This window comes from Halomarina pelagica, assembly GCF_024228315.1.
Taxonomy (GTDB): Archaea; Halobacteriota; Halobacteria; order Halobacteriales; family Haloarculaceae; genus Halomarina; species Halomarina pelagica.
The window spans coordinates 2,867,947-2,886,636 of sequence record NZ_CP100454.1 but is presented as its reverse complement, the minus strand read 5'-3'; the positions used below and the strand labels follow the sequence as shown (position 1 = coordinate 2,886,636).

Genomic DNA, 18,690 nt, shown 5'->3' with positions numbered 1-18,690 from the left:
CACACCCCGGCGCAGTTACCGTCGCCGCGTCAGGCGGACGTCCAGACAGACGTTGAGTTCGTGGGGCGCGTACGAGCGCACCTCGCGACGGGTCTCGACCGCCGCCTCGTAGTCGGACCCGGCCGCCTCGCGGATCGCCCGCTCGCCCGGCCCGAACGGATCCTCCTCGTGCTGGATGTCGTAGTAGTGGAGCGTGCAGTCGTCGCCGGCGAGACTTACGGCGGTGTCGAGGAACTCGTCGGCGCTGTGCGGGAGGTTCATCACGATCCGATCGGCCCAGTCGTCGTACCCCTCGACCTCCCGTACGTCGCCAGCGATGGCCGTCACGCGGTCTGAGACGCCGTTTCGCGCCGCGTTCCGCCGCAGGTACTCGATCGCCGCCTCGTTGAGGTCGGTCCCGACCACCTCAGCGCCACGGGCGGCGAACGGGATCGCGAACGGCCCGACGCCGGCGAACATGTCGAACGCGCGTTCGCCGGCCTCGACCTGCTCTACGACCCGGTGGCGCTCGGTCGCCAATCGCGGCGAGAAATAGACCCGCGCGAGGTCGAGTTCGTACTCGAAGCCGTACTCGCGGTGGACCGTCCGCGTCGAGCCGGCGAGCACGTCCCAGTCGCGCACCCGGATGTCCCCCTTCACCTTCGAGGCGCGGTTGACGACGCTCGCGATGGGGAGGTCGGAGGCGACGAGCGCGTCCGCGATCTCGCGGGCGCGTTCCTCGTCGTCCTCGTCGACGATCGCGACGTCGCCGAGGCGCTCGTAACGCGGCGCGAACCCGAGGATGTCGTCGGGGAGCGTCTGGCCCTCCCGAGGGGGCACGTCGTGGGCGACGACGTCGTAGCCCTCGGGCTCCCCGACGACCGGGATGTAGAGCCAGCCGTCCTCGACGGCGATCTCGTAGTCGTCCGCGATGAGGTCGCGCGCCGCGAGTTCCTGCCGGGTCTCCTCGCCAGCCGTCGGTCGCACGCGCACGCACGGCACGTCCATACCCGGGGTGGCCGGGCGACGGGCTTACGGGCTTCGCTTTCGGCGGTCAGTGCCCCCAGCGCCGCCCCTCCTCCGCGTACCGCGCCGCGCCGATCCGCTCGTACCCCTCGTCGGTCAGCGAGACGTCGACCGCGCCGACGTTCTCGTCCAGTTGCTCGACCGTGCGCGCGCCGACGATCGGGACGCACGTGAACGCCTCCTGGTCGATCAGCCACCGCAGGGCGACCTGCGCGGGCGTCGCGCCCGTCTCGTCGGCGACTTCGCGGATCGCGTCGAGGACGTGCCAGCCGCGCTCGGAGAGGTAGAAATCGGAGAAGCGCTCGTCGAGGTTGGCGCGCGACCCGTCGGGGCCCTCCACCCGCTTCGGGTCGTCCGGGTCGGCGCGCTCGTACTTCCCGGTGAGGAAGCCGCCGGCGAGCGGCGAGTAGGGACAGACTGCGAGGTCCTGATCCGCGCAGACGTCGAGGTAGTCGGCCACGTCGTCGCGGTAGGCGGCGTGGAAGAGCGGCTGGGTCACCTCGAAGCGCTCCCAGTCGTGTACGTCGCTCCTCCAGAGCGCCTTCGTCAGCTGCCAGGCCGCCATCGTGGAGGCCCCGAGGTGGTTCACTCGCCCCTCCTCGACGAGGTCGTCGAGCGTCGCGAGCGTCTCCTCGATCGGCACCTCGTCGTCCCAGCGGTGGATGTAGTAGACGTCGAGGTAGTCGGTGCCGAGCCGATCGAGAGTGCCCTCGATCTGCGCCCGGACGTGCTTCCGCCCGAGTCCCCGCCCGTTCGGGTCGTCCTCGTCGAACGGGAAGTAGACCTTCGAGGCGAGCACGAACTGCTCGCGGTCGCGCCCCTCCAGCCACTCGCTGATGTACTCCTCGCTGGTCCCGTTCGGGTCGCCGTAGACGTTCGCCGTATCGATGAAGTTGATGCCGCGGTCCCACGCCGCGTCGAGCAGGTCGTGGGCCTCCTCGCGGCCTGTCTCGACCACGCCGCCCGAGCGCTTGCCGAAGCGCCACGTCCCGAGACACAGCCGCGAGACCTTCGTGCCGGTCGAACCGAGGGAGACGTACTCCATGGCGAGCGCACGGACGGCGGCGGCTAAATCGTTCGGGATCCTTCTCTCCTCGATCCGTCAGCGGGACGCGCCCCCGCGCCCGGGTCCCCGTTCGTCCGCCCGTCCGAACTCGTCTCGGGAGGCTTAACCCGCGAGCGGGCCGAGGGCGAGCATGCTCACCTTCATCGGACTCGGCCTCTGGGACGAGCGCTCGATCACCGTCGAGGGGCGAGAGGCGCTCCGCGGGGCCGACCGCGTCTTCGCCGAGTTCTACACCAGCCGACTGATGGGGACCACCGTCGAGGCGGTCGAGGCGTACCACGACGTCGAGATCGAGGTGCGCGACCGGGCGGGCGTCGAGGGGGACCCCGGTCCGATCCTCGATGCCGCCGAGGAGAGCGAAGTCGCCTTCCTCACCGCCGGGGATACGATGATCTCGACGACGCACGTCGACCTCCGCCTGCGCGCCGCGGCGCGCGGGATCGAGACGCGCGTGATCCACGGCACCACCGCAGAGGCGGCGGCCGCCTCGCTCACCGGCCTCCAGAACTACCGCTTCGGCAAGGCGACGACCCTCCCCTTCCCCTACGCGCACGGCGGGAACGACGTCCCCGGCAGCGTGATAGAGACGATCGAGGGGAACCGCGAGCGCGGCCTGCACACGCTCGTCTACCTCGACATAAAGCGCGAGCGCGGGGAGTACATGACGGCGGACGCGGCTGCCGACCTGCTCGCCGGGGGCTACGAGGACGCCCTCGCCGTGGCGGTCTGTCGTGCCGGGAGCCCCGACCCCGTCGTCGCCGCCGACCGCCTCTCGGCGCTCGACGAGCGGGACTTCGGCGACCCGCTGCACCTGCTCGTCCTCCCCGGCGACCTCCACCTGCTCGAGGCCGAGGCGCTGGTCGAACTCGCCGGCGCGCCGGAGGAGGTCGTCGAGGAGCGGACGGTCTGAGGGGGCTAGTCGTCGTTCGCCACGCCGCGCGGCGGGGGCCGGCGCGTGTCGTCGAACGCGGAAGCGAGGTCGTACTCCGTCCCCGTCAGCATGAACAGCGCGTCCTCCAGGATGACGAACACCTCGGGGAGTTCACGCACCACGAGGTACGTGACGGCCACGAGCGCGAGGACCGACGCGCTCTGGGCGATGATCCGGTCGGCGACGAAATACGACACCCGGTAGGGGTCCTCCGCGGCGAACAGCGTCAGGACGAGGTCGGGGAAGACGTGCATCCGCTGCTGGCCGAACGAGAGGGCGATGAAGACGTTTCGCACGAGGTTCAGCGCGTAGATGACGGGGATGGAGACGGCGAACGCGCGGACCTTCCGGGAGAGGGGTGCGCGGACGGCCGCGATCGCGCCCGCGAAGATCGCCATGCTCCCGACGCCCGTGCACGCGAGCAGGATGGTGTAGGTGATGCGGTGGTCGCCGTCCCAGAAGACGAACGTGCTCTGCAGGTCCTCGCGCCCGACGATGGCCCCGCTCTGCACGGTGAAGTCGGCCGGCTGGGTCTGCCCGAGGAGGTTCATGAGGAAGGCGGTCTGGGTCGTGACCGATTCGACGAGGAACGCGCGCACCACGAACAGCGACTCGGCGGGCAGGACGACCAGCCCCATCGCCGCGACCGCCCTCGAGAGGACGTACAGCGAGTCGCGCCCCCGCAGCAGGAGGTAGCCGGCGTAGAGGCTCCCCGGTACGGCGACGACCGCGCCGATCCCCTCGATTACGCTCCGCTGGGTGACGGCGAAGTGGTGGACGAGCGTCAGCCAGAACAGCCCGAACGCGACCCACGCGCCGACGGTGAGATAGCGCGCCGCGTCCGCGCCGCGGGTCCAGGCCAGCGTCGCGCCGCCGACCGCGAGCAGCGAGACGACCGCCGGCGGGAGGAAACGCGCCCACCCGAGCGCGGCTACCAGCGCGGTCGTCGCGGCGAGCAGACCGACGTAGCCGAAGACGAGGGGGCGGTAGCGCGCGTCCCGGTCCGCGGCCTCGAGCGCCGCGCCGCCGAGGAACGTCGCCACGACGATCCACGCCAGCGGATCCGCGAAGCGCTGGATCCACTCGAGGGCACCCAGTAGCGGCCCTAACATATCCGCGTACAGGTGAGAAACGGGTATAGGTCTTGTCGTTAGTCGGGAGAGAGGAGAGAGGAGAGAGACGGAGCGAGGAGGTTCGCGCCGCCCGTGGCCGTCGCTCGCGGGCGCGGCGTCCGAAAGAAGTCGAAAGGCGGCGAACCCGGAGAGGGGTTCGGTGGTTAGCTGGCGATTCGCTCAGTCGCGGCGGAGCGCGATGAGCGCGGCGGCGACGAGCGCGACGAGCGCGGCGGCGACACCGAAGCCGGGACCCTCAGCGGGCGTGGTGTCGTCCTCGCCCTTCTTCGGCTCGTCGGTGGTGTCGTTCTTCTTGTCGTCCTTGCCGTCGTCCGTCTTGTCCTTGTCGTCGTCCGTCTCGTCCTTGCCGTCGCCCTCGCCACCGTCGTTGGTGGTGTTGTTCTTGGGCGTCCCGGCGGACTCGTTCTCGACCGTCAGCGTCGCGCTGTCGGTGACGGCGCTGCCGTCGGCCGTGTACGGGCCGTCGGCGCTGCCGTCCGAGGTGACGAAGTCGTAGACCTGGTTGCCGTTGGTGTCGAGGTGGGGCATCGCGATGACCTCACCCGACGCCTCGTACGGCGTGTCCAGGCTGACGTTGACGTTCGAGTGCGTGCCGGCCTCGAGGTAGCCCGAGGTGCCGCGGACGCTCTCGAAGGTCTTGCCGTCGAGGAGCGACGCGTCGTGAATCGTGACGAAGCCGCCCTCGGTGAGGGTGACCGAGTCGACGATCACGTACGAGCCGTCGTTCGTCTGGTCGGAGACGCTGACCGAGGAGGTCGGTGCGGGCTGGACGATGCCGGGGTTGGTGACGGAACCGCCGTAGCCGCTGACCGTCGTCTCGAACTCGGTGTTAGCCGAGACGTCCGAGAAGTCGAACGTGGCGTTGAAGGTGCCGTCCTCCTGGACCTCGACGGTCTCGTCGAGGAGGAACGGGCTGTCGCCGGTGGACTTCACGACGACCGTGAGTTCGGTGCCGGGGGCGACCGAGGACTCGCCGGTGACCGTCGCGTTCTCCTGTGCGCTGACGACGACGGTGTCCGTGTCGTTGATCTCCTGCGTGTCGAACTCGGCAGTGCGCTCGACGACGTGGAAGACCGTGTCGACGGAGCCGTCCTCGTCGGTGAGGCCGCTCTCCTTACCCACAGTGAACTCCACGTTGTACTGACCCGTCTCGAGGGTGTCGGTGTCGAGGACGATGAACGCCGCGTTCTTGTCCTCGTCGTAGACGACGTTGAAGTTGCTCGAGGTGAGCGACGTGTTGACTAGATTCTCGGGGGCGTCCGCGTTCGGGCTGTTGTCAGCCTTCTTGATGCTCAGCGCGAAGGCTGAACTCTCGTGGCTGTTCGTACCGAGCAGGTTCAGGAACTTCAGTTCCGCGCTCGAGCCGGACTGGGCTTCGATCGCGCCGAAGACGCCCGAGCCACCGAGGCGAGCGATCGCGAGGTCGTCCTGCGCGATCGAGTTGTCGCTGACCGACACGTTGTAGACGTCCGAGATGGACTCGAAGTCGTCGACGTTGGAGCTGTCGGGGGCGGTCAGCATCCCGAAGGTGCTGATGCCGCCGTCCGTGACGACGAGCGTGCCGACGTCGGTCTCCTGGTTACCCGCCGCGTCGAGCGAGAGGCTCAGGTCGTAGTCGGTCGACGCGAGCGGTCGACCAGCGGGCGTGCTGGCGGCGCTGACATTGATAACGTCGTCGTCGCCGTCAGCGACGCTGTACGCCTGGAAGCCGTCGTCCGTCGCGTAGGTGTTGAGCAGGAGCGTGACCTGACCGTCGTCGTCGCCGTCGACGACCTCGACCGTCGACTTGTAGTTGACGTCGTCGGTCCCGATCGTCACGTACGCGGTGTCCGTGTTCTTCAGGTCGACGACGATCTCGGCGACGTCGCCGCGGGTCTCGCGGACGACCGACGAGTTGAACTCGGCGTCGGCGTCACCCTTGGCCTTGAGGTCGAGGGTGATGCTGTCGGACGCCGTCGTGTCGGCCACGTTCGACGTGATGACGAGTTCGCCCGAGTACGTCGTACCGGAGAGGTCGAGCGTGAGCGTCTGGGAGTCGGAGCCGCTGACGGCGAGTACATCGTCGCCGTCGGCGTTCTGCGTGACCGTCCCTACGCCATCCAGGATAGCCTTGAGATCGGCGGGTTCGACGTTCGATCCGTCGAGCGTCGCGGTCAGGTGGTGCGTGTAGTCTGCACGGTTCGAGTCGACCGTGATGTCGGCCGACCCCTGGTACGAAACGGAGCTGACCTCGCTGCTGAGGTCGAGCGTCTGGTTCGCGATGCGGAAGTTCAGACCGGTCGGCGTGCTGTCGTACTCACTGGCGAGCACGTACTGGCCGACCGCTAGTTCCGTCGAGTCGATCGTCAGGGTGCCGCTGTTAGCGGAGACCTGACGGACGAACGCGCCGTCTTCAGTCTCGATGACGAACGTTTCGTCCGGCGTATCGACGCCGTTAGTGTAGACGAGCGTCTGACCCTGGAAGTAGGTCGACCCGTCGTTGAGGGTTTCGTTGGCCGCAGCGGCAGCAGCCCCGGTCAGCGCGACGGACCCCACCACTACGGAGAGGACCATCAGCGCAGCCAGGAACAGGCCGCGGACCTTGGTGTTGTATGTACCTGTCATGGTTTATCTGTGTACCATCGGCGGCAGTACCGCCATCCGACCGCGCGGCCCGGTATCACGGCCGCGAGATAGGTCGGAATGGAATACTGTCACCATGGGTAGGGGTACAGGCAGAACGTACGGCCATTGTTATAAATGCTTTCTGGTACCCCGAAAACTGTGTTAAGCCCTAACACCAGGGAATTCATGAGATATAGCCTTTGTGTACCGTCCGTCGAGGGGCGGCCACGAGCGGCGGACGAGCGGGGGACACGGAGCGGACAGGTCGCGTTCCGTGAACGAGTCGCGGCGGGTCTCGCGTGTGCGTCGTGAACGTGTGGGTGGGGCGCGTGTGGGTAGGGCGCGCGTGGGTGGGAGTGGCGGGAGGCGAGGGGGCGGTCGTCCGACTCGAGCGGTCGCTCGGCGGGCGCGAAAATGCGAGAATCGTGTGGGTGAATCGCGTAGGGTGGTCAGTCGCGACGCAGCGCGAACAGGCCCATGGCGGCGAGGGCGGCGAGCGCCGCGATCACGCCGAAGCCCGGGCCGAACGTCGCGCTCCCGCCGGAGCCGCCGACGGAGAGCGTGGCCGTGCTGGAGACGGGCGTCCCGTCGACCACGTAGGGCGTGTCGAGTTCGCCCTTCGAGGAGACGAAGTCGAACTTCTTGTTCTCGTTCGTGTCGAGGTGCGCCATCGCGATGGCGTCGCTCCCCTTCTTGAACGGCTGATCGAGCTTGATCTCGACGTTCTTGTGGACGCCCGGCGTGAGGTACTTCGAGACGCCGCGGACGCTCTTGATCGGTTCGCCGTTCTCGAACGAGGTGTCGTGGATGACGACGAACCCGCCGGTCGACATATTGACCTTCTCGACCGTGACGACGCTCCCGTTCGTGGACTGATCGGAGAACGTGATCGACGCCATCCGACCCTTCTTCACGTAGCCGGGCACGGTCTTCTGCTCGATGCCGGCCCCGCTGACCGTCGCCGTGAACGTCGTGCCGGGCTTCACGCCCGTCAGGTCGAACGTCGCACCCCACGTGCGGTCCTTCGCGACGGTGACGTTCTGGCTGGTGAGGGTCTTACCGTCGGTCTTCGCCGTGACGTGGAGTTCCGTCCCGGGGGCGACGGTCGTCTTCCCGCTGAGGCTCGCGCCCGCGTCGGCGTAGGTCACCGCCATCTGCTTGCCGTTGCGCGCCTCCGTGTTGAACTCCGCCGTCCGCGGGTGGACGAAGAAGGACGTGGAGACGCCCGCCGTCCGGTCGACGATCTCGCTGGCGCTCGAGACGGCGAAGCGGATGTTGTACTGCCTCCCCGTCCGGAGGTCGTCCGTGTCGAAGACGAAGAACACCGCCCCGTTGCGCGGCGCGAGCACCACGTTGATGTTGTTCTGGTTGATCCGCACCGACTCGCCGGTCTGGGGTTGTCTGATCGTCAGCAGCGCGACGTCGTTGTTCCCCTCGCGGGCGTTGAGGAAGTCGAGGAACGCCTTCTCGGTGCTCTCGCCCCGATCCTGGTTCGCGATGATCGCGCCGGACAGCCCCGACCCGCCGAGGCGAGCGATGACCAGGTCGTTCTTGGCGACGTCGCTCGTCGAGATCGAACTGTTCCAGATCTCGCGCGACGTGTCGAAGGAGCTGAGGTTCTTGCTATCGGGCGCGGTCAGCGTCCCGAAGGTGCTCGGCCCGCCGTACTTGAGGCGGAGCTGGGCGGAATCGGCCGGTTTGCCGCCCGCCTGTGCTCGAACCGTGAGGCTGTAGGTGCCGATCGGCAGGGGCTCGGTGGTGTTCGCGTCACCGCCGACGAACTGGACGCTGTCGGCCGTGCTCGCGACGCCGAAGCTCTGAGCGGGCCCGTCGGGGGTGTCGTAGGTGTTGAGCAGGAGCGTGACGCGCCCGTCGAGGTTCCCGTCGGTGATTCGCACCGTGGGGTTGTACCCCGCCTTCTTGGAGTTGATGGTGACGTAGGCGGTGCTGACGCCGGGGGTCGCCACGTCGATCTCGGCGATGTCGCCCCGCGACGCGTTGTACTGAGAGTTCGTGAAACTGACGACCGACGTATTTTCCTGGAGGGTCGAACCCGCAGCGGCTCCGACCAGGCTGACGGACCCGACGAACACGGAGAGGACCATAAGCGTGGCCAGAAACAGGCTGCGAACCCGATGCGATGTAGGTGCCATGGTTGTTGAGTGATTAGTGGTGCCAGTGCTCACTACCGCCGGCGAACCGATGAAACCCCGGTCACCGAAAGACTCCGGTCGAGAGTACTGTCACCGCCTGCGATTCCTAGGGTGACCCCCAGGGGCATAAGTAATATTCAAATAACGACCGACTCGGAAAATATAGGTGTTTCAGACCGTCTTTCGACCGCGGATAACGTTCCCTTGGGGAAGCACGGACGCCCGTTAGTCAGCGATTAACGTCTCCCTTACGAGACAGACGGGGCGTGCACCCCGTCGCGTCGCGCCGAGGTGCTCGTCGGTCGGTCACTCGACGGCGTCCGGCCACGAGTCGAGGACCTCGACCTCGTGGCCGTCGTTGGTCCGGGTGAACGCGTAGGTGTAATCGCAGGATTCGGGATCGCGGTAGTCCTCCGCGTGGCGTCCCATCAGCGTCTCCCAGGCGTCCTCGAGGTCGTCGACCATCACGGCGAAGTGCCCCCACGCGTCGCCCTGCTCGTAGCTCCGCCCGTCGTAGTTGTAGGTGAGTTCGATCGACATGGCCTCCTCGGCCGCGCCCTCGGGTTTGACGAAGTAGAGCGCGAAGTCGTCCATCTCGGCGCGACGCACCAGGTCGAACCCGAGCTTTCGCTCGTACCAGCCGATCGCGGCGTCCGCGTCCTCGACGCGGACCATCGTGTGGTCGATGCTCCAGCGCGCGCCGTGGTCGCGCTGGACGATCTCGATCTCGTGACCGTCGGGATCCGTCACGAAGGCGTAGCGCCCGCCGCAGGAGTCGGGGTCGCGGTAGTCCTCCACGCCGCCCTCCATCAACTCCTCGTAGGCGTCGTAGACGTCGTCGACGCGGACGGCGATGTGCCCCCACGCGTCGCCCTGCTCGTAGGTGCTGTCGTCGTGGTTGTAGGTGAGTTCGAGCACCGCGCCCTCCTCGTGGACGTCCTCGGGACCGAGGTAGACGTTGGTGAAGGTGTCCATCTCCATGCGGCCCTTCTCCTCGTAGTCGAGGTGCGTGCCGTACCAGTCGAGCGAGGCGTCGAGGTCCTCGACGCGCATCATCGTGTGATCGAGCGCGAAGTCGCCCATACCACCCACCACGGCTGGGGGCTCGAAAAGGATACCGAACGGCGGCGTCGGTGCCGACGCTCGCCGCACCTCGTAACAGTACGGCTACACGAGACGTGCTCGATCGGAACGTTTTACCCGCCCACCCCAGTGCGGTGGGTAAGTATGGCTCCAGAGACGTACGGAGTGATCAGCCTCGTTCCGGCGCTCCTCGCCATCGTACTCACGCTGACGTCGCGCCAGGTGCTGCTCTCGCTGTTCGCGGGCATCTGGGTCGGCGCGACGATCATGACGGGGTGGAACCCGATCGCGGGGGCCGCGAAGAGCCTCGACCTGGTGGTCGCGAACGTCACCGCGTCGTTCAACGTCCGCCTGCTCCTGTTCACGTTCCTCATCGGTGCGACGCTGGGGATGATCTTCCTCTCGGGGGGGATGAGCGCCCTCGCGCGCCGCATCACCGAGCGCGTCCGCACCCGCAAACAGGCCGAACTCGGGACGGCCCTGCTGGGGATGCTCATCTTCGTCGACTCCTACGCGTCGACGATGATCACCGGCTCCGTGATGCGGCCCATCACCGACCGGTTCGACGTGAGCCGCGAGAAACTCGCGTACATCCTCGACTCCACCACGTCGCCCACCGCGTCCGTCGCGGTGGTCTCGACCTGGCTCGGCTTCGAGGTGGGCCTCATCCAGACCCAGCTCGAAGCGATCGGATCCAGTCGGGACGCCTTCGTCCTCTTCCTCCAGTCCATCCCCTTCCGATTCTACAGCCTGCTCGCGATGCTCCTGGTCTTCGTCATCATCTTCACCGACTGGGACTTCGGCCCGATGAAGCGCGCCGAGCGCCGAGCCGAACGCGAGGGGAAGGTCCTCGCTGACGACGCGACGCCGCTCATCGAGACCCGCGAGGAGGACATCGAGACGCCCGAGCACGTCGAGGGGCGCTGGTGGTACTTCGTCGTGCCCGTGCTCACCCTCGTCGTCGTGACGGCGCTCGGCCTGCTCTACAGCGGCAACGGGTTCGCCCGGATCGCCGAGGCGTCGTCGCTCGCTGCCGTCGGTAACGCCGTCGTCGCCGCGCTCAGCAACGCCAACACCGCGAACGCCATCCTCTGGGCGTCGTTCGCGGGCGCGGCGTCCATCCTCGCCATCCTCGTCGGCCACGCCCGCGTCGAACTGGAGGACGCGAGCGACGCCATCTTCGACGGATTCAAGATGGTCATGTTCCCGGTCGCCGTCCTCTCGCTCGCCTGGACGATCGGTGCCGTAAGCCAGCAGTTGGGCGTCGGACCCTACGTCGTGGCCGTCACGCAGGGGTTCATCACGGCGTCGCTCCTCCCGGCGATCGTCTTCGTGACCGCCGTGCTCATCAGCTTCGCCATCGGGACCTCCTGGGGGACCATGGCGATCCTCTTCCCGGTGGCGATCCCTCTCGCGGCGAACCTCGGCGCGCCGCTTCCCTCCGCCGTCGGTGCCATCCTCACGGGTGCCATCTTCGGCGACCACTGCTCGCCGATCTCGGATACGACGGTGATGTCCAGCATGTTCGCCGCGAGCGACCACGTCGATCACGTGAACACGCAGATCCCCTACGCCGTCCTCGCCGGGGGCGTCGCGACCGTGCTCTTTCTCGCCGCGGGGTTCGGCGTGTCCGTCTGGGCCGCGCTGGCCGGCGGCGTCGTCCTCCTCCTGCTCGGTGCCTACGCGCTCGCCGAGCACGTCGACGTCAGCGCGGTGACCGTCTACGACTGACGACGACGGTCCTCACTCCCCGCCCGGGCGAGCGCCACCGCCCCGCCGAGCAACAGGACCGCGCCGATCGGCACCGCGAGCTGGTTCGCCCGCGTCCAGAACCCGAGCGCGAACCACGCCTGGTTGACTCCAGCGAGCGCGAGCGCGCCGGCGGTCACCCGCCGATCCTCACGGGGTGTGAGCGCGAGCGCCGCGCTCGCGAGTGCCGCCGCCCAGAGCGCGGCGCTCACCGGCCACGCGAGCAACCGCCCGGGGAGGGAGGCGACCGGCGCGACCGCGAGGTAGTCGAGCAGCGTCACGAACCGCCAGGCGGTCGTGTTGACGAAGCCGACCGCGAAGAACGCCTCGACGCCGCCGTCGTAGACGAGCACCGTCCACGGGAACGCCCCCAGGAGGAGAACGAGCGCGAGACGACGGCGGGGAGTATCGAGGAGGCGGTCGCTCATCGCCGCACGATCAGCCGGAGCACGTCCTCGTCGTGCAGTTCGTGCTCCCGGCCGACCTGCTGTTCGTCGTGTTTCGCGCTGGGGCCCGAGACGCGGGCGAACCGGAACCGGGACTCGAAGTCGCCGCCGAGTTTCGAGAGCGCGTCGCCGACCGTGTTCTCGCCCTCCCGGAGGACCAGCGGTTCCTCGTAGTCGACGCCCCGGCCGGGCTTGTCCATGTAGACGCGGATCAGCCCGAGCGACTCCCAGATCGACTCCTTGAGCGAGTCGAGTCCCCGCTCCTCCTCGGCGCTGATGAACACCGCCTCCTCGGGGTCGATGCCTCGCCCACGGAGGGCCTCGTTGACGGTCTCGAGGTAGTCGCGGTCGATGAGGTCGGCCTTGTTCACCGTGACGAGCGACGGGAGGTAGACGCGGTTGTCCATCAGGGCGTCCACGAGGCGATCGATCGTGAGTTCCTCGCGGACGGTGACGTCGGCGTTGATGTAGTCGTACTCGCGGAGGACGCCCTTGATCGTCTCCTCGTCGAGACCGACGTCGCCCGGGGTCGTCACCTTGATGCCGCCCTTGTGCTTCTTCGAGACGCTGACGCTCGGCGGGCGGGCGTCGAGCCGGATCTTGTTCTCGTACAGCTCCTCTCTGAGCCGGTCGTACTGCTCGATCTCGAAGACCGAGAGGACGAACAGCACGAGGTCGGCCGTGCGGACGACCGAGAGGACCTCCCGGCCGCCGCCGCGGCCGCCCGCCGCCCCCTCGATGAGGCCGGGGACGTCGAGGATCTGGATGTTGGCCCCGTTGTACTGGAGCATGCCGGGGTTCACGTCGAGGGTGGTGAACTCGTACTCGCCGATCTCGCTCTCGGCGTTGGTGAGCGCGTTGAGCAGCGTCGACTTGCCGACGCTCGGGAAGCCCACGAGCGCGACGGTGGCGTCGCCGGTCTTCTCGACGGCGTAGCCCTGGCCGCCGCCGGCGGACGATCGGTTCTCCAGTTTCTCCTTCTTCTGGGCGAGCTTCGACTTCAGCCGGCCGATGTGCGCCTCGGTGGACTTGTTGTACGGAGTGGTGGCGATCTCTTCTTCGATTGCCTCGATCTCCTCCTCAAGTCCCATTGTCCCTCACTCCGCCGTCGCCCCCGAAAAGGCTTGTCTTGCGCTTCGGCAGGTATATACCGGCGGCACGATACGCCCCGTTGATGAGCGATGCCGATCGGTTCCGCGACAGCACGCAGATCGTCCTCCCCACCGAAGCGCTGGACGGTCTGAAGCGGGACCTCGATCGGAAGTTCACCCTCTCCTTTCTCGAACAGGGCGACACGACGCGCATCATCGGCAGCCCCGTCGAGATCAAGCGCGCGAGCGACTGGCTGAGCCGCAAGGGCGTGTTCGTGCCCTAGGCCGCGCGGACCGTGTGAAAATCCCACTCGGGAGGAGCGGAAGACAATCGTTAAAACCTCCAAGGGGATCATACCGAGTATGGCTGGAACTATCGAGGTGCTCGTCCCCGGTGGCCAGGCCAATCCTGGCCCGCCGCTCGGTCCCGAACTGGGGCCGACGCCGGTAGACGTGCAGGCAGTCGTCAACGAGATCAACGACCAGACGGCCGCCTTCGACGGCACGGAAGTGCCCGTCACGGTCACGTACGAGGACGACGGCTCCTTCGAGATCGAGGTCGGCGTGCCGCCCACGGCGGCGCTCATCAAGGACGAACTCGGCTTCGAGACCGGCAGCGGCCGGCCGCAGGCGGAGTTCGTCGCCGACATGTCCGTGGAACAGCTGACGAAGATCGCCGAGCAGAAACTGCCCGACCTGCTCGCGTACGACGTGAAGGGCGCGTCGAAGGAGGTCGCGGGGACCTGCGTCTCCCTCGGCGTCACCGTCGAGGGCGAGGACGCCCGCACGTTCAAGCAGCGGATCGACGACGGCGAGTTCGACGACCACTTCGCAGAGGCGTAGGCCGGTTCGATCCGCTCCGGGGCGATCAGGCCCTCCCGCGTCGGCGCGATCGCGCCGACGCGGGGCAGTCCCGACGGTACGCTCCTCTCGCCCGATCCCCCGCCGAGCGCGGCGGCGACGCCCGGACCCGGACCCGGACCCGAGATCGACCGCCGGATCCGGGCGGAGGGCCCGCGTCACCGTCACCGTCACCGTCACCGTCACCGTCCCGCGGTGCTCGATAGCACACTCCGATGACAATTACCCGCACGGGCTGTCATCGGGTGAGGTAAGGTTATATAGAGCCGTTCGAAACCGTCGATTGTCAGTTTCATGATACCCCCGTTCGACGCCACCGACTCCACCGACACTCCCCGCGCAGATCGTACGAGCGAGGCGTCTCGCGCGCGAGAGACGCCTCGCCGGCCCGGTACCCCCGAGACGTCCGACGGCGTCCGCGCGACGACGCGGCGGGACGTCCTCCGCGTCCTCGGTGCCGGCGGCTCGATGGCGCTGGCCGGCTGTGCCGCTCTCACCCCGTCGAAAGGGGCGCGGTCGGACGACGAGAAACGTCGGACCCTCCGGATGATCGGGACGCCGATCCAGACGCTCGATCCCGTCGCCTCCGTCGACACCGCGTCCAACCGCGTCGTCACGCAACTGTACGACGGGCTGGTGCAGTATCCGAAGGGCAGGCCGGACCCCGAACCCCTGCTCGCGACCGACGTTCGAACCGCCGAGGGCGGGCGCGTCTACACCTTCGCGTTGAAGGAGGACGTGACCTTCTCCGACGGGAGCGCGCTCACCGCCGCCGACGTAGTGTACTCGTTCGAGCGCTGCGCCGCCTCGGAGCACTCGATGTGGTCGAGCACGCTGCTCGACGTGCTCGGCGTCGCCCACGACACCCGGACGGTCGACGGGGAGGGCGAGGGCGGTTCGACCGGGGCGTACGCCCCCGGCTCGCTCGGCGTGCGCGCGGTCGACGAGCACACCGTCGAGATCCGCCTCGACGAACCGTTCCACGCCGCCCTGGAGGTGCTCGCCCTGCCGGCGTTCGGGATCGTCCCCGAGGGGATCGTCGGCGACGTCGAGGGGTACGAGGGCGAACTCGCGTACGAACGCTTCGCCCGCGAGTCCCCGGTCGGCGCTGGGCCCTTCGCCTTCGACCGCTGGGAGAGCGGGACGGAGTACGCCGTCGTCGCTCGAAAGGGCTATCACGGAGACGGGCCGCGGATCGCCGGGATACACTGGCAGGTCATCGAGGATCCGGGGGCGGCGTTCGACCACGCGCTCCAGCGCGAAGTCGACGCCTTCTGGGTTCCCAACGCGGCGTTCGATCGCGGAAAGCTCGCGATCGAGTCGACCGACGACGCGGGCCGAGCGGTCGGGACGTACGGTCCCCTCTCAAACGGCCTGACGGCCACCTACCTCCGGGTTCCGCTCGTCGCCACCTACTTCGTCGGGTTCGACCCGACGGCCGTCCCGCGGGCCGTGCGCCGGGCCGTCGCGCACCTGCTCGACGGGCGGACGATCGTCGAGCGGGTCCACAAGGGGCGCGGCGAGGCGGCGGTTCACCTCACTCCGCCGAGCGTCTTTCCCGGCGGGCCGGCGGGTTACGACGACCACGCCCGCGGCTACCCCTACGGGGGCGAGAGGGGGATGGAGCGCGCCCGCGCGGTGCTGGCCGACGCCGGCTACGACGAGTCGAACCCGGCGTCGCTGACGTTCACGACCTACGATAGCGGTGCGTGGCACGAGACGGCGACCCTCCTCCGTTCGAAGGCCGCGAGCGTTGGGCTGACGATCGAGATCGAGTCCGCGCCGTTCCCGACGCTGGTCGAACGCGCGATGAAGGGATCGCTCGCCGCGTTCTCGTTCGCCTGGACGATGGACTACCCCGCCCCGGACAACTTCCTGCAGCTGCTCGACCCGGAGAACGAGCAGTCCCCGTTCCGGGGCTGGGGCGGAACGCCCGCCGCCGCCCGCGCTCGATCGGCCTGGGAGACCATCCGGGCGCACCCGCGCGCCACCGACGAGGATCGACGCGTCCGCGCACGGGCCTATCGGACGATGGAGGAGGCCAACTGGCAGGACGTCGTCGTCCTCCCGGTGTACCACCCGATCGGGGAGGGGTTCTACTACCCCTGGGTCGACCTCCCCCGGAAGACCGGTGCCGCGGGCTTCGACAAGCACAAGTACACGGACGTGACCCTCGGCGAGCGCTCCGCGTGATCTGGCGGGCGGGCCGCGCCGCGAACGCGGCGCGTTACTCCGTCGCGGGCCTGGGCGTCATCTCCACGCCCACGTCCTCCGGCGTCAGCACGTCCGGGAGCGCCTCGTCGCGGTCGCCGGTGACGTCGGCGAGGATCTCTCGGAGGTAGGCGTTGAACAGTTCGGGGTGCTCGCTCATCGGGAAGTGACCGATCTCGGCCATCTCGACCGCGACCGCACCCTCGCCCACCCCGGCGGCGGTCTCGCGGCCGTCGTCGGGCGTCGTGAGGTAGTCGTACTCGCCGTTGACGACGTACAGCGGGACGCGCGTGGCGTCGACGTCGTCGAGCTTCTCGCGGTAATCGTGGTCGACCGAGTAGTAGTAGAGGTCGCCCTTGAACACGCCCGTCGCGCCCTGTTCGTAGAGGTACATCGTCTCACGGCGCGTCGATTCGGGGCTCTGTGGAGCCATCAACCCCCAGCAGGCGTAGGCGTTGACCTCCGTCGTATTGACGTGCGGGTGGTCGAGCCAGTCGATGTAGAAGCCGGGGCTGTGCGCCGCGCACTCGAGGCCGATCAACGCCCGGAAGCGATCGGGATACCAGTCGGCGAGTTCGAGCGTGATGTTCCCGCCCATGCTCGATCCCATGTAGATCGGCTCGTCGAGTTCGAGCGCGTCCGCGATGGCGACGATCGACTCGGTGAACCGCTCGGCGGTCATGAGGTAGTCCTCCGTCCACCACCGCTGGGAGACCGGCGGGACCGACTTCCCGTGGAACGGGAGGTCGTAGGCGATGACGCGGAACTCCTCCGCGATGGTCTCGTCGGTGAGGAGGTGTCGCCACTCCTGGCAGTTGTTGCCCGCCGTGTGCTGACAGAGCAACGGGATGCCGTCCTCGGGGCCGTTCTCCTCGAAGTAGATCCGGTGGTCGACGCCGCCGATGTCGGCGTGCACGTACCGGCCGACGATCGGTTCGACGGCGTCTACGTCCTCGACGCTCATCTCAGCTCCCCCCGTCGTTGTGCGCGACGCGCATCAGATCGAGCGCGCGCTGGAACGCGCGGAGGTTCTGGAAGATCGCCTCGTTGTCCCCCGTGAGTTCGAGGTGGTCCGGCTCGTCGCGGACCGCGGTCCGATAGTGCGACGCGACGATCTCGTGGTTGAACGGCGGCGGTACCTCCCGGACGAACTCCTCCCAGGCGGTCCGGCTCCCCCGGACGCCGAACGCCCATCGCTCGTTGAGACCGGGGTTCGGGAGGACCTCCTCCACGCGTCCGCCCTCCATCCGCACGAGGAAGCGATCGCCGTCGATGTCGACGACGAAGTCCTCCTCGAAGTGCTGGTGGCCGCGGACCCGCATCTCCGGGTCGGCGTTGACCACCCGCTTGTACCGTTCCCACCACTCGTGACTGGCGAGGTCTGACGCTGTCATGACGGTTCGAGACGGCGCTACACCGTCCAGCCACATCTAACTTGTAACCACTCAGACAGTATTTCGGCTCGGCGGGTAATAACGTCGTCTGTGAGTGGCTCAGGGGTCGACCCGACTCCCGCGCTGCTGGTCGGCGACGGCGTTCCCCGGGGCTCGCCACCGATCGGGTCCCGTTCCCCGTTCTCCGTTCGGTTCCGTCGGTCCCTGCCGTCCGCCCGACACTTCGACGTATTTAAGTCCACGACGCGGGTGATATGGAGACGAGGCAGGTTCACGCCTGTTTCACGCCGTAGTAGCCACACAGGCGGACTACGGAGGTGAACAATGGCAGATCAGTCAATAGAGGACGCAGTCTCTCGCGCACTAGAGGGAGCCCCGCCGCGGAACTTCCGCGAGTCGGTGGACCTCGCCATCAACCTGCGCGATCTAGATCTCAACGACCCGTCCAACCGCGTCGACGAAGGAATCGTCCTTCCGAGCGGGACCGGACAGGAGACTCGTATCGTCGTGTTCGCGGAGGGCGAGACCGCCCTCCGGGCACGGGACGTCGCAGACGAGGTACTCGACAGCGACGATCTCGAAGAACTGGGTGACGACACCGACGCCGCGAAGGACCTCGCAGGCGAGACGGACTTCTTCATCGCCCAGGCGAACATGATGCAAGACATCGGCCGCTACCTCGGGACCGTGCTCGGTCCGCGGGGGAAGATGCCGACCCCGCTTCAGCCGGACGACGACGTCGTCGAAGTCGTAAACCGGATGAAGAACACGGTGCAGCTTCGCAGCCGCGATCGGCGCACCTTCCACGCCCGGGTCGGTGCCGAGGACATGACGGCCGAGGAGATCGCCGACAACATCGACGTCATCATCCGACGGCTGGAGGCGGACCTCGAGAAGGGGCCGCTCAACATCGACTCCGTCTACGTGAAGACGACGATGGGGCCGGCGGTGGAGGTGGCCTGA

The 18,690-nt window shown here is 67.9% G+C and carries 16 protein-coding genes; 6 read left to right on the top strand and 10 right to left on the bottom strand.

The window, feature by feature from the left end; genetic code table 11:
- Positions 1-15: 15 nt before the first annotated feature.
- Positions 16-987, bottom strand: a complete 972-nt coding sequence (locus NKI68_RS14975; protein ID WP_254543912.1) for a class I SAM-dependent methyltransferase — start codon at positions 985-987, stop codon at positions 16-18.
- 46 nt (positions 988-1,033) lie between these two features.
- Entirely contained in the window at positions 1,034-2,050 is a 1,017-nt protein-coding gene (locus NKI68_RS14970; RefSeq protein WP_254543911.1) for an aldo/keto reductase, read from the bottom strand.
- A gap of 151 nt (positions 2,051-2,201) precedes the next feature.
- Here NKI68_RS14970 and dph5 point away from each other — a divergent pair, with 151 nt between their 5' ends.
- On the top strand, positions 2,202-2,981 hold the full coding sequence (dph5, locus tag NKI68_RS14965; RefSeq protein WP_254543910.1) for a diphthine synthase: 780 nt from the start codon (positions 2,202-2,204) through the stop codon (positions 2,979-2,981).
- Positions 2,982-2,986: 5 nt separating this feature from the next.
- Here the strand turns inward: dph5 and artA are convergent, their stop codons facing one another.
- The 4 genes from artA to NKI68_RS14945 all read right to left on the bottom strand — a co-directional run bounded on the left by artA (position 2,987) and on the right by NKI68_RS14945 (position 9,975).
- A complete protein-coding gene (gene artA / locus NKI68_RS14960; RefSeq protein ID WP_254543909.1) occupies positions 2,987-4,114 on the bottom strand; it encodes an archaeosortase A in 1,128 nt (375 codons plus the stop codon).
- A gap of 180 nt (positions 4,115-4,294) precedes the next feature.
- The gene (locus tag NKI68_RS14955; RefSeq protein WP_254543908.1) at positions 4,295-6,739 is read right to left on the bottom strand and encodes a DUF7282 domain-containing protein; all 2,445 of its coding nucleotides are present in this window, start codon (positions 6,737-6,739) and stop codon (positions 4,295-4,297) included.
- Between the two features lie 449 nt (positions 6,740-7,188).
- Positions 7,189-8,892, bottom strand: a complete 1,704-nt coding sequence (locus NKI68_RS14950) for a DUF7282 domain-containing protein (RefSeq protein WP_256562628.1) — start codon at positions 8,890-8,892, stop codon at positions 7,189-7,191.
- 306 nt (positions 8,893-9,198) lie between these two features.
- Positions 9,199-9,975, bottom strand: a complete 777-nt coding sequence (locus tag NKI68_RS14945) for a VOC family protein (RefSeq protein ID WP_254543906.1) — start codon at positions 9,973-9,975, stop codon at positions 9,199-9,201.
- Between the two features lie 144 nt (positions 9,976-10,119).
- Here NKI68_RS14945 and NKI68_RS14940 point away from each other — a divergent pair, with 144 nt between their 5' ends.
- Positions 10,120-11,706, top strand: coding sequence for a Na+/H+ antiporter NhaC family protein (locus NKI68_RS14940; RefSeq protein ID WP_254543905.1), 1,587 nt, complete (start codon positions 10,120-10,122; stop codon positions 11,704-11,706).
- On the opposite strand, the gene NKI68_RS14935 is transcribed toward NKI68_RS14940, so the two are convergent.
- Entirely contained in the window at positions 11,697-12,152 is a 456-nt protein-coding gene (locus NKI68_RS14935; protein WP_254543904.1) for a TIGR04206 family protein, read from the bottom strand. The two genes, NKI68_RS14940 and NKI68_RS14935, sit on opposite strands and share 10 nt — an antisense overlap.
- Positions 12,149-13,261 carry an OBG GTPase family GTP-binding protein gene (locus NKI68_RS14930; RefSeq protein ID WP_254543903.1) on the bottom strand — a complete coding sequence of 371 codons (1,113 nt, stop codon included), beginning with the start codon at positions 13,259-13,261 and terminating at the stop codon, positions 12,149-12,151. Before NKI68_RS14930 ends, NKI68_RS14935 begins: the two co-directional genes overlap by 4 nt.
- 83 nt (positions 13,262-13,344) lie before the next feature.
- On the opposite strand from NKI68_RS14930, the gene NKI68_RS14925 reads away from it, so the two are divergent.
- The 3 genes from NKI68_RS14925 to NKI68_RS14915 all read left to right on the top strand — a co-directional run bounded on the left by NKI68_RS14925 (position 13,345) and on the right by NKI68_RS14915 (position 16,315).
- Positions 13,345-13,545, top strand: a complete 201-nt coding sequence (locus NKI68_RS14925; RefSeq protein ID WP_254543902.1) for a VNG_1110C family protein — start codon at positions 13,345-13,347, stop codon at positions 13,543-13,545.
- A gap of 79 nt (positions 13,546-13,624) precedes the next feature.
- The gene (locus tag NKI68_RS14920) at positions 13,625-14,104 is read left to right on the top strand and encodes a 50S ribosomal protein L11 (protein ID WP_254543901.1); all 480 of its coding nucleotides are present in this window, start codon (positions 13,625-13,627) and stop codon (positions 14,102-14,104) included.
- 312 nt (positions 14,105-14,416) lie between these two features.
- Complete coding sequence (locus NKI68_RS14915) at positions 14,417-16,315, top strand: ABC transporter substrate-binding protein (RefSeq protein WP_254543900.1); 1,899 nt, start codon at positions 14,417-14,419, stop codon at positions 16,313-16,315.
- A gap of 34 nt (positions 16,316-16,349) precedes the next feature.
- Here the strand turns inward: NKI68_RS14915 and NKI68_RS14910 are convergent, their stop codons facing one another.
- On the bottom strand, positions 16,350-17,297 hold the full coding sequence (locus NKI68_RS14910; RefSeq protein ID WP_254543899.1) for an alpha/beta fold hydrolase: 948 nt from the start codon (positions 17,295-17,297) through the stop codon (positions 16,350-16,352).
- 1 nt (position 17,298) lies between these two features.
- Positions 17,299-17,727, bottom strand: a complete 429-nt coding sequence (locus tag NKI68_RS14905) for a hypothetical protein (RefSeq protein ID WP_254543898.1) — start codon at positions 17,725-17,727, stop codon at positions 17,299-17,301.
- A 324-nt stretch (positions 17,728-18,051) separates the two neighbouring features.
- Between NKI68_RS14905 and NKI68_RS14900 the strand changes: the two genes are divergently transcribed.
- A complete protein-coding gene (locus NKI68_RS14900; protein WP_254543897.1) occupies positions 18,052-18,690 on the top strand; it encodes a 50S ribosomal protein L1 in 639 nt (212 codons plus the stop codon).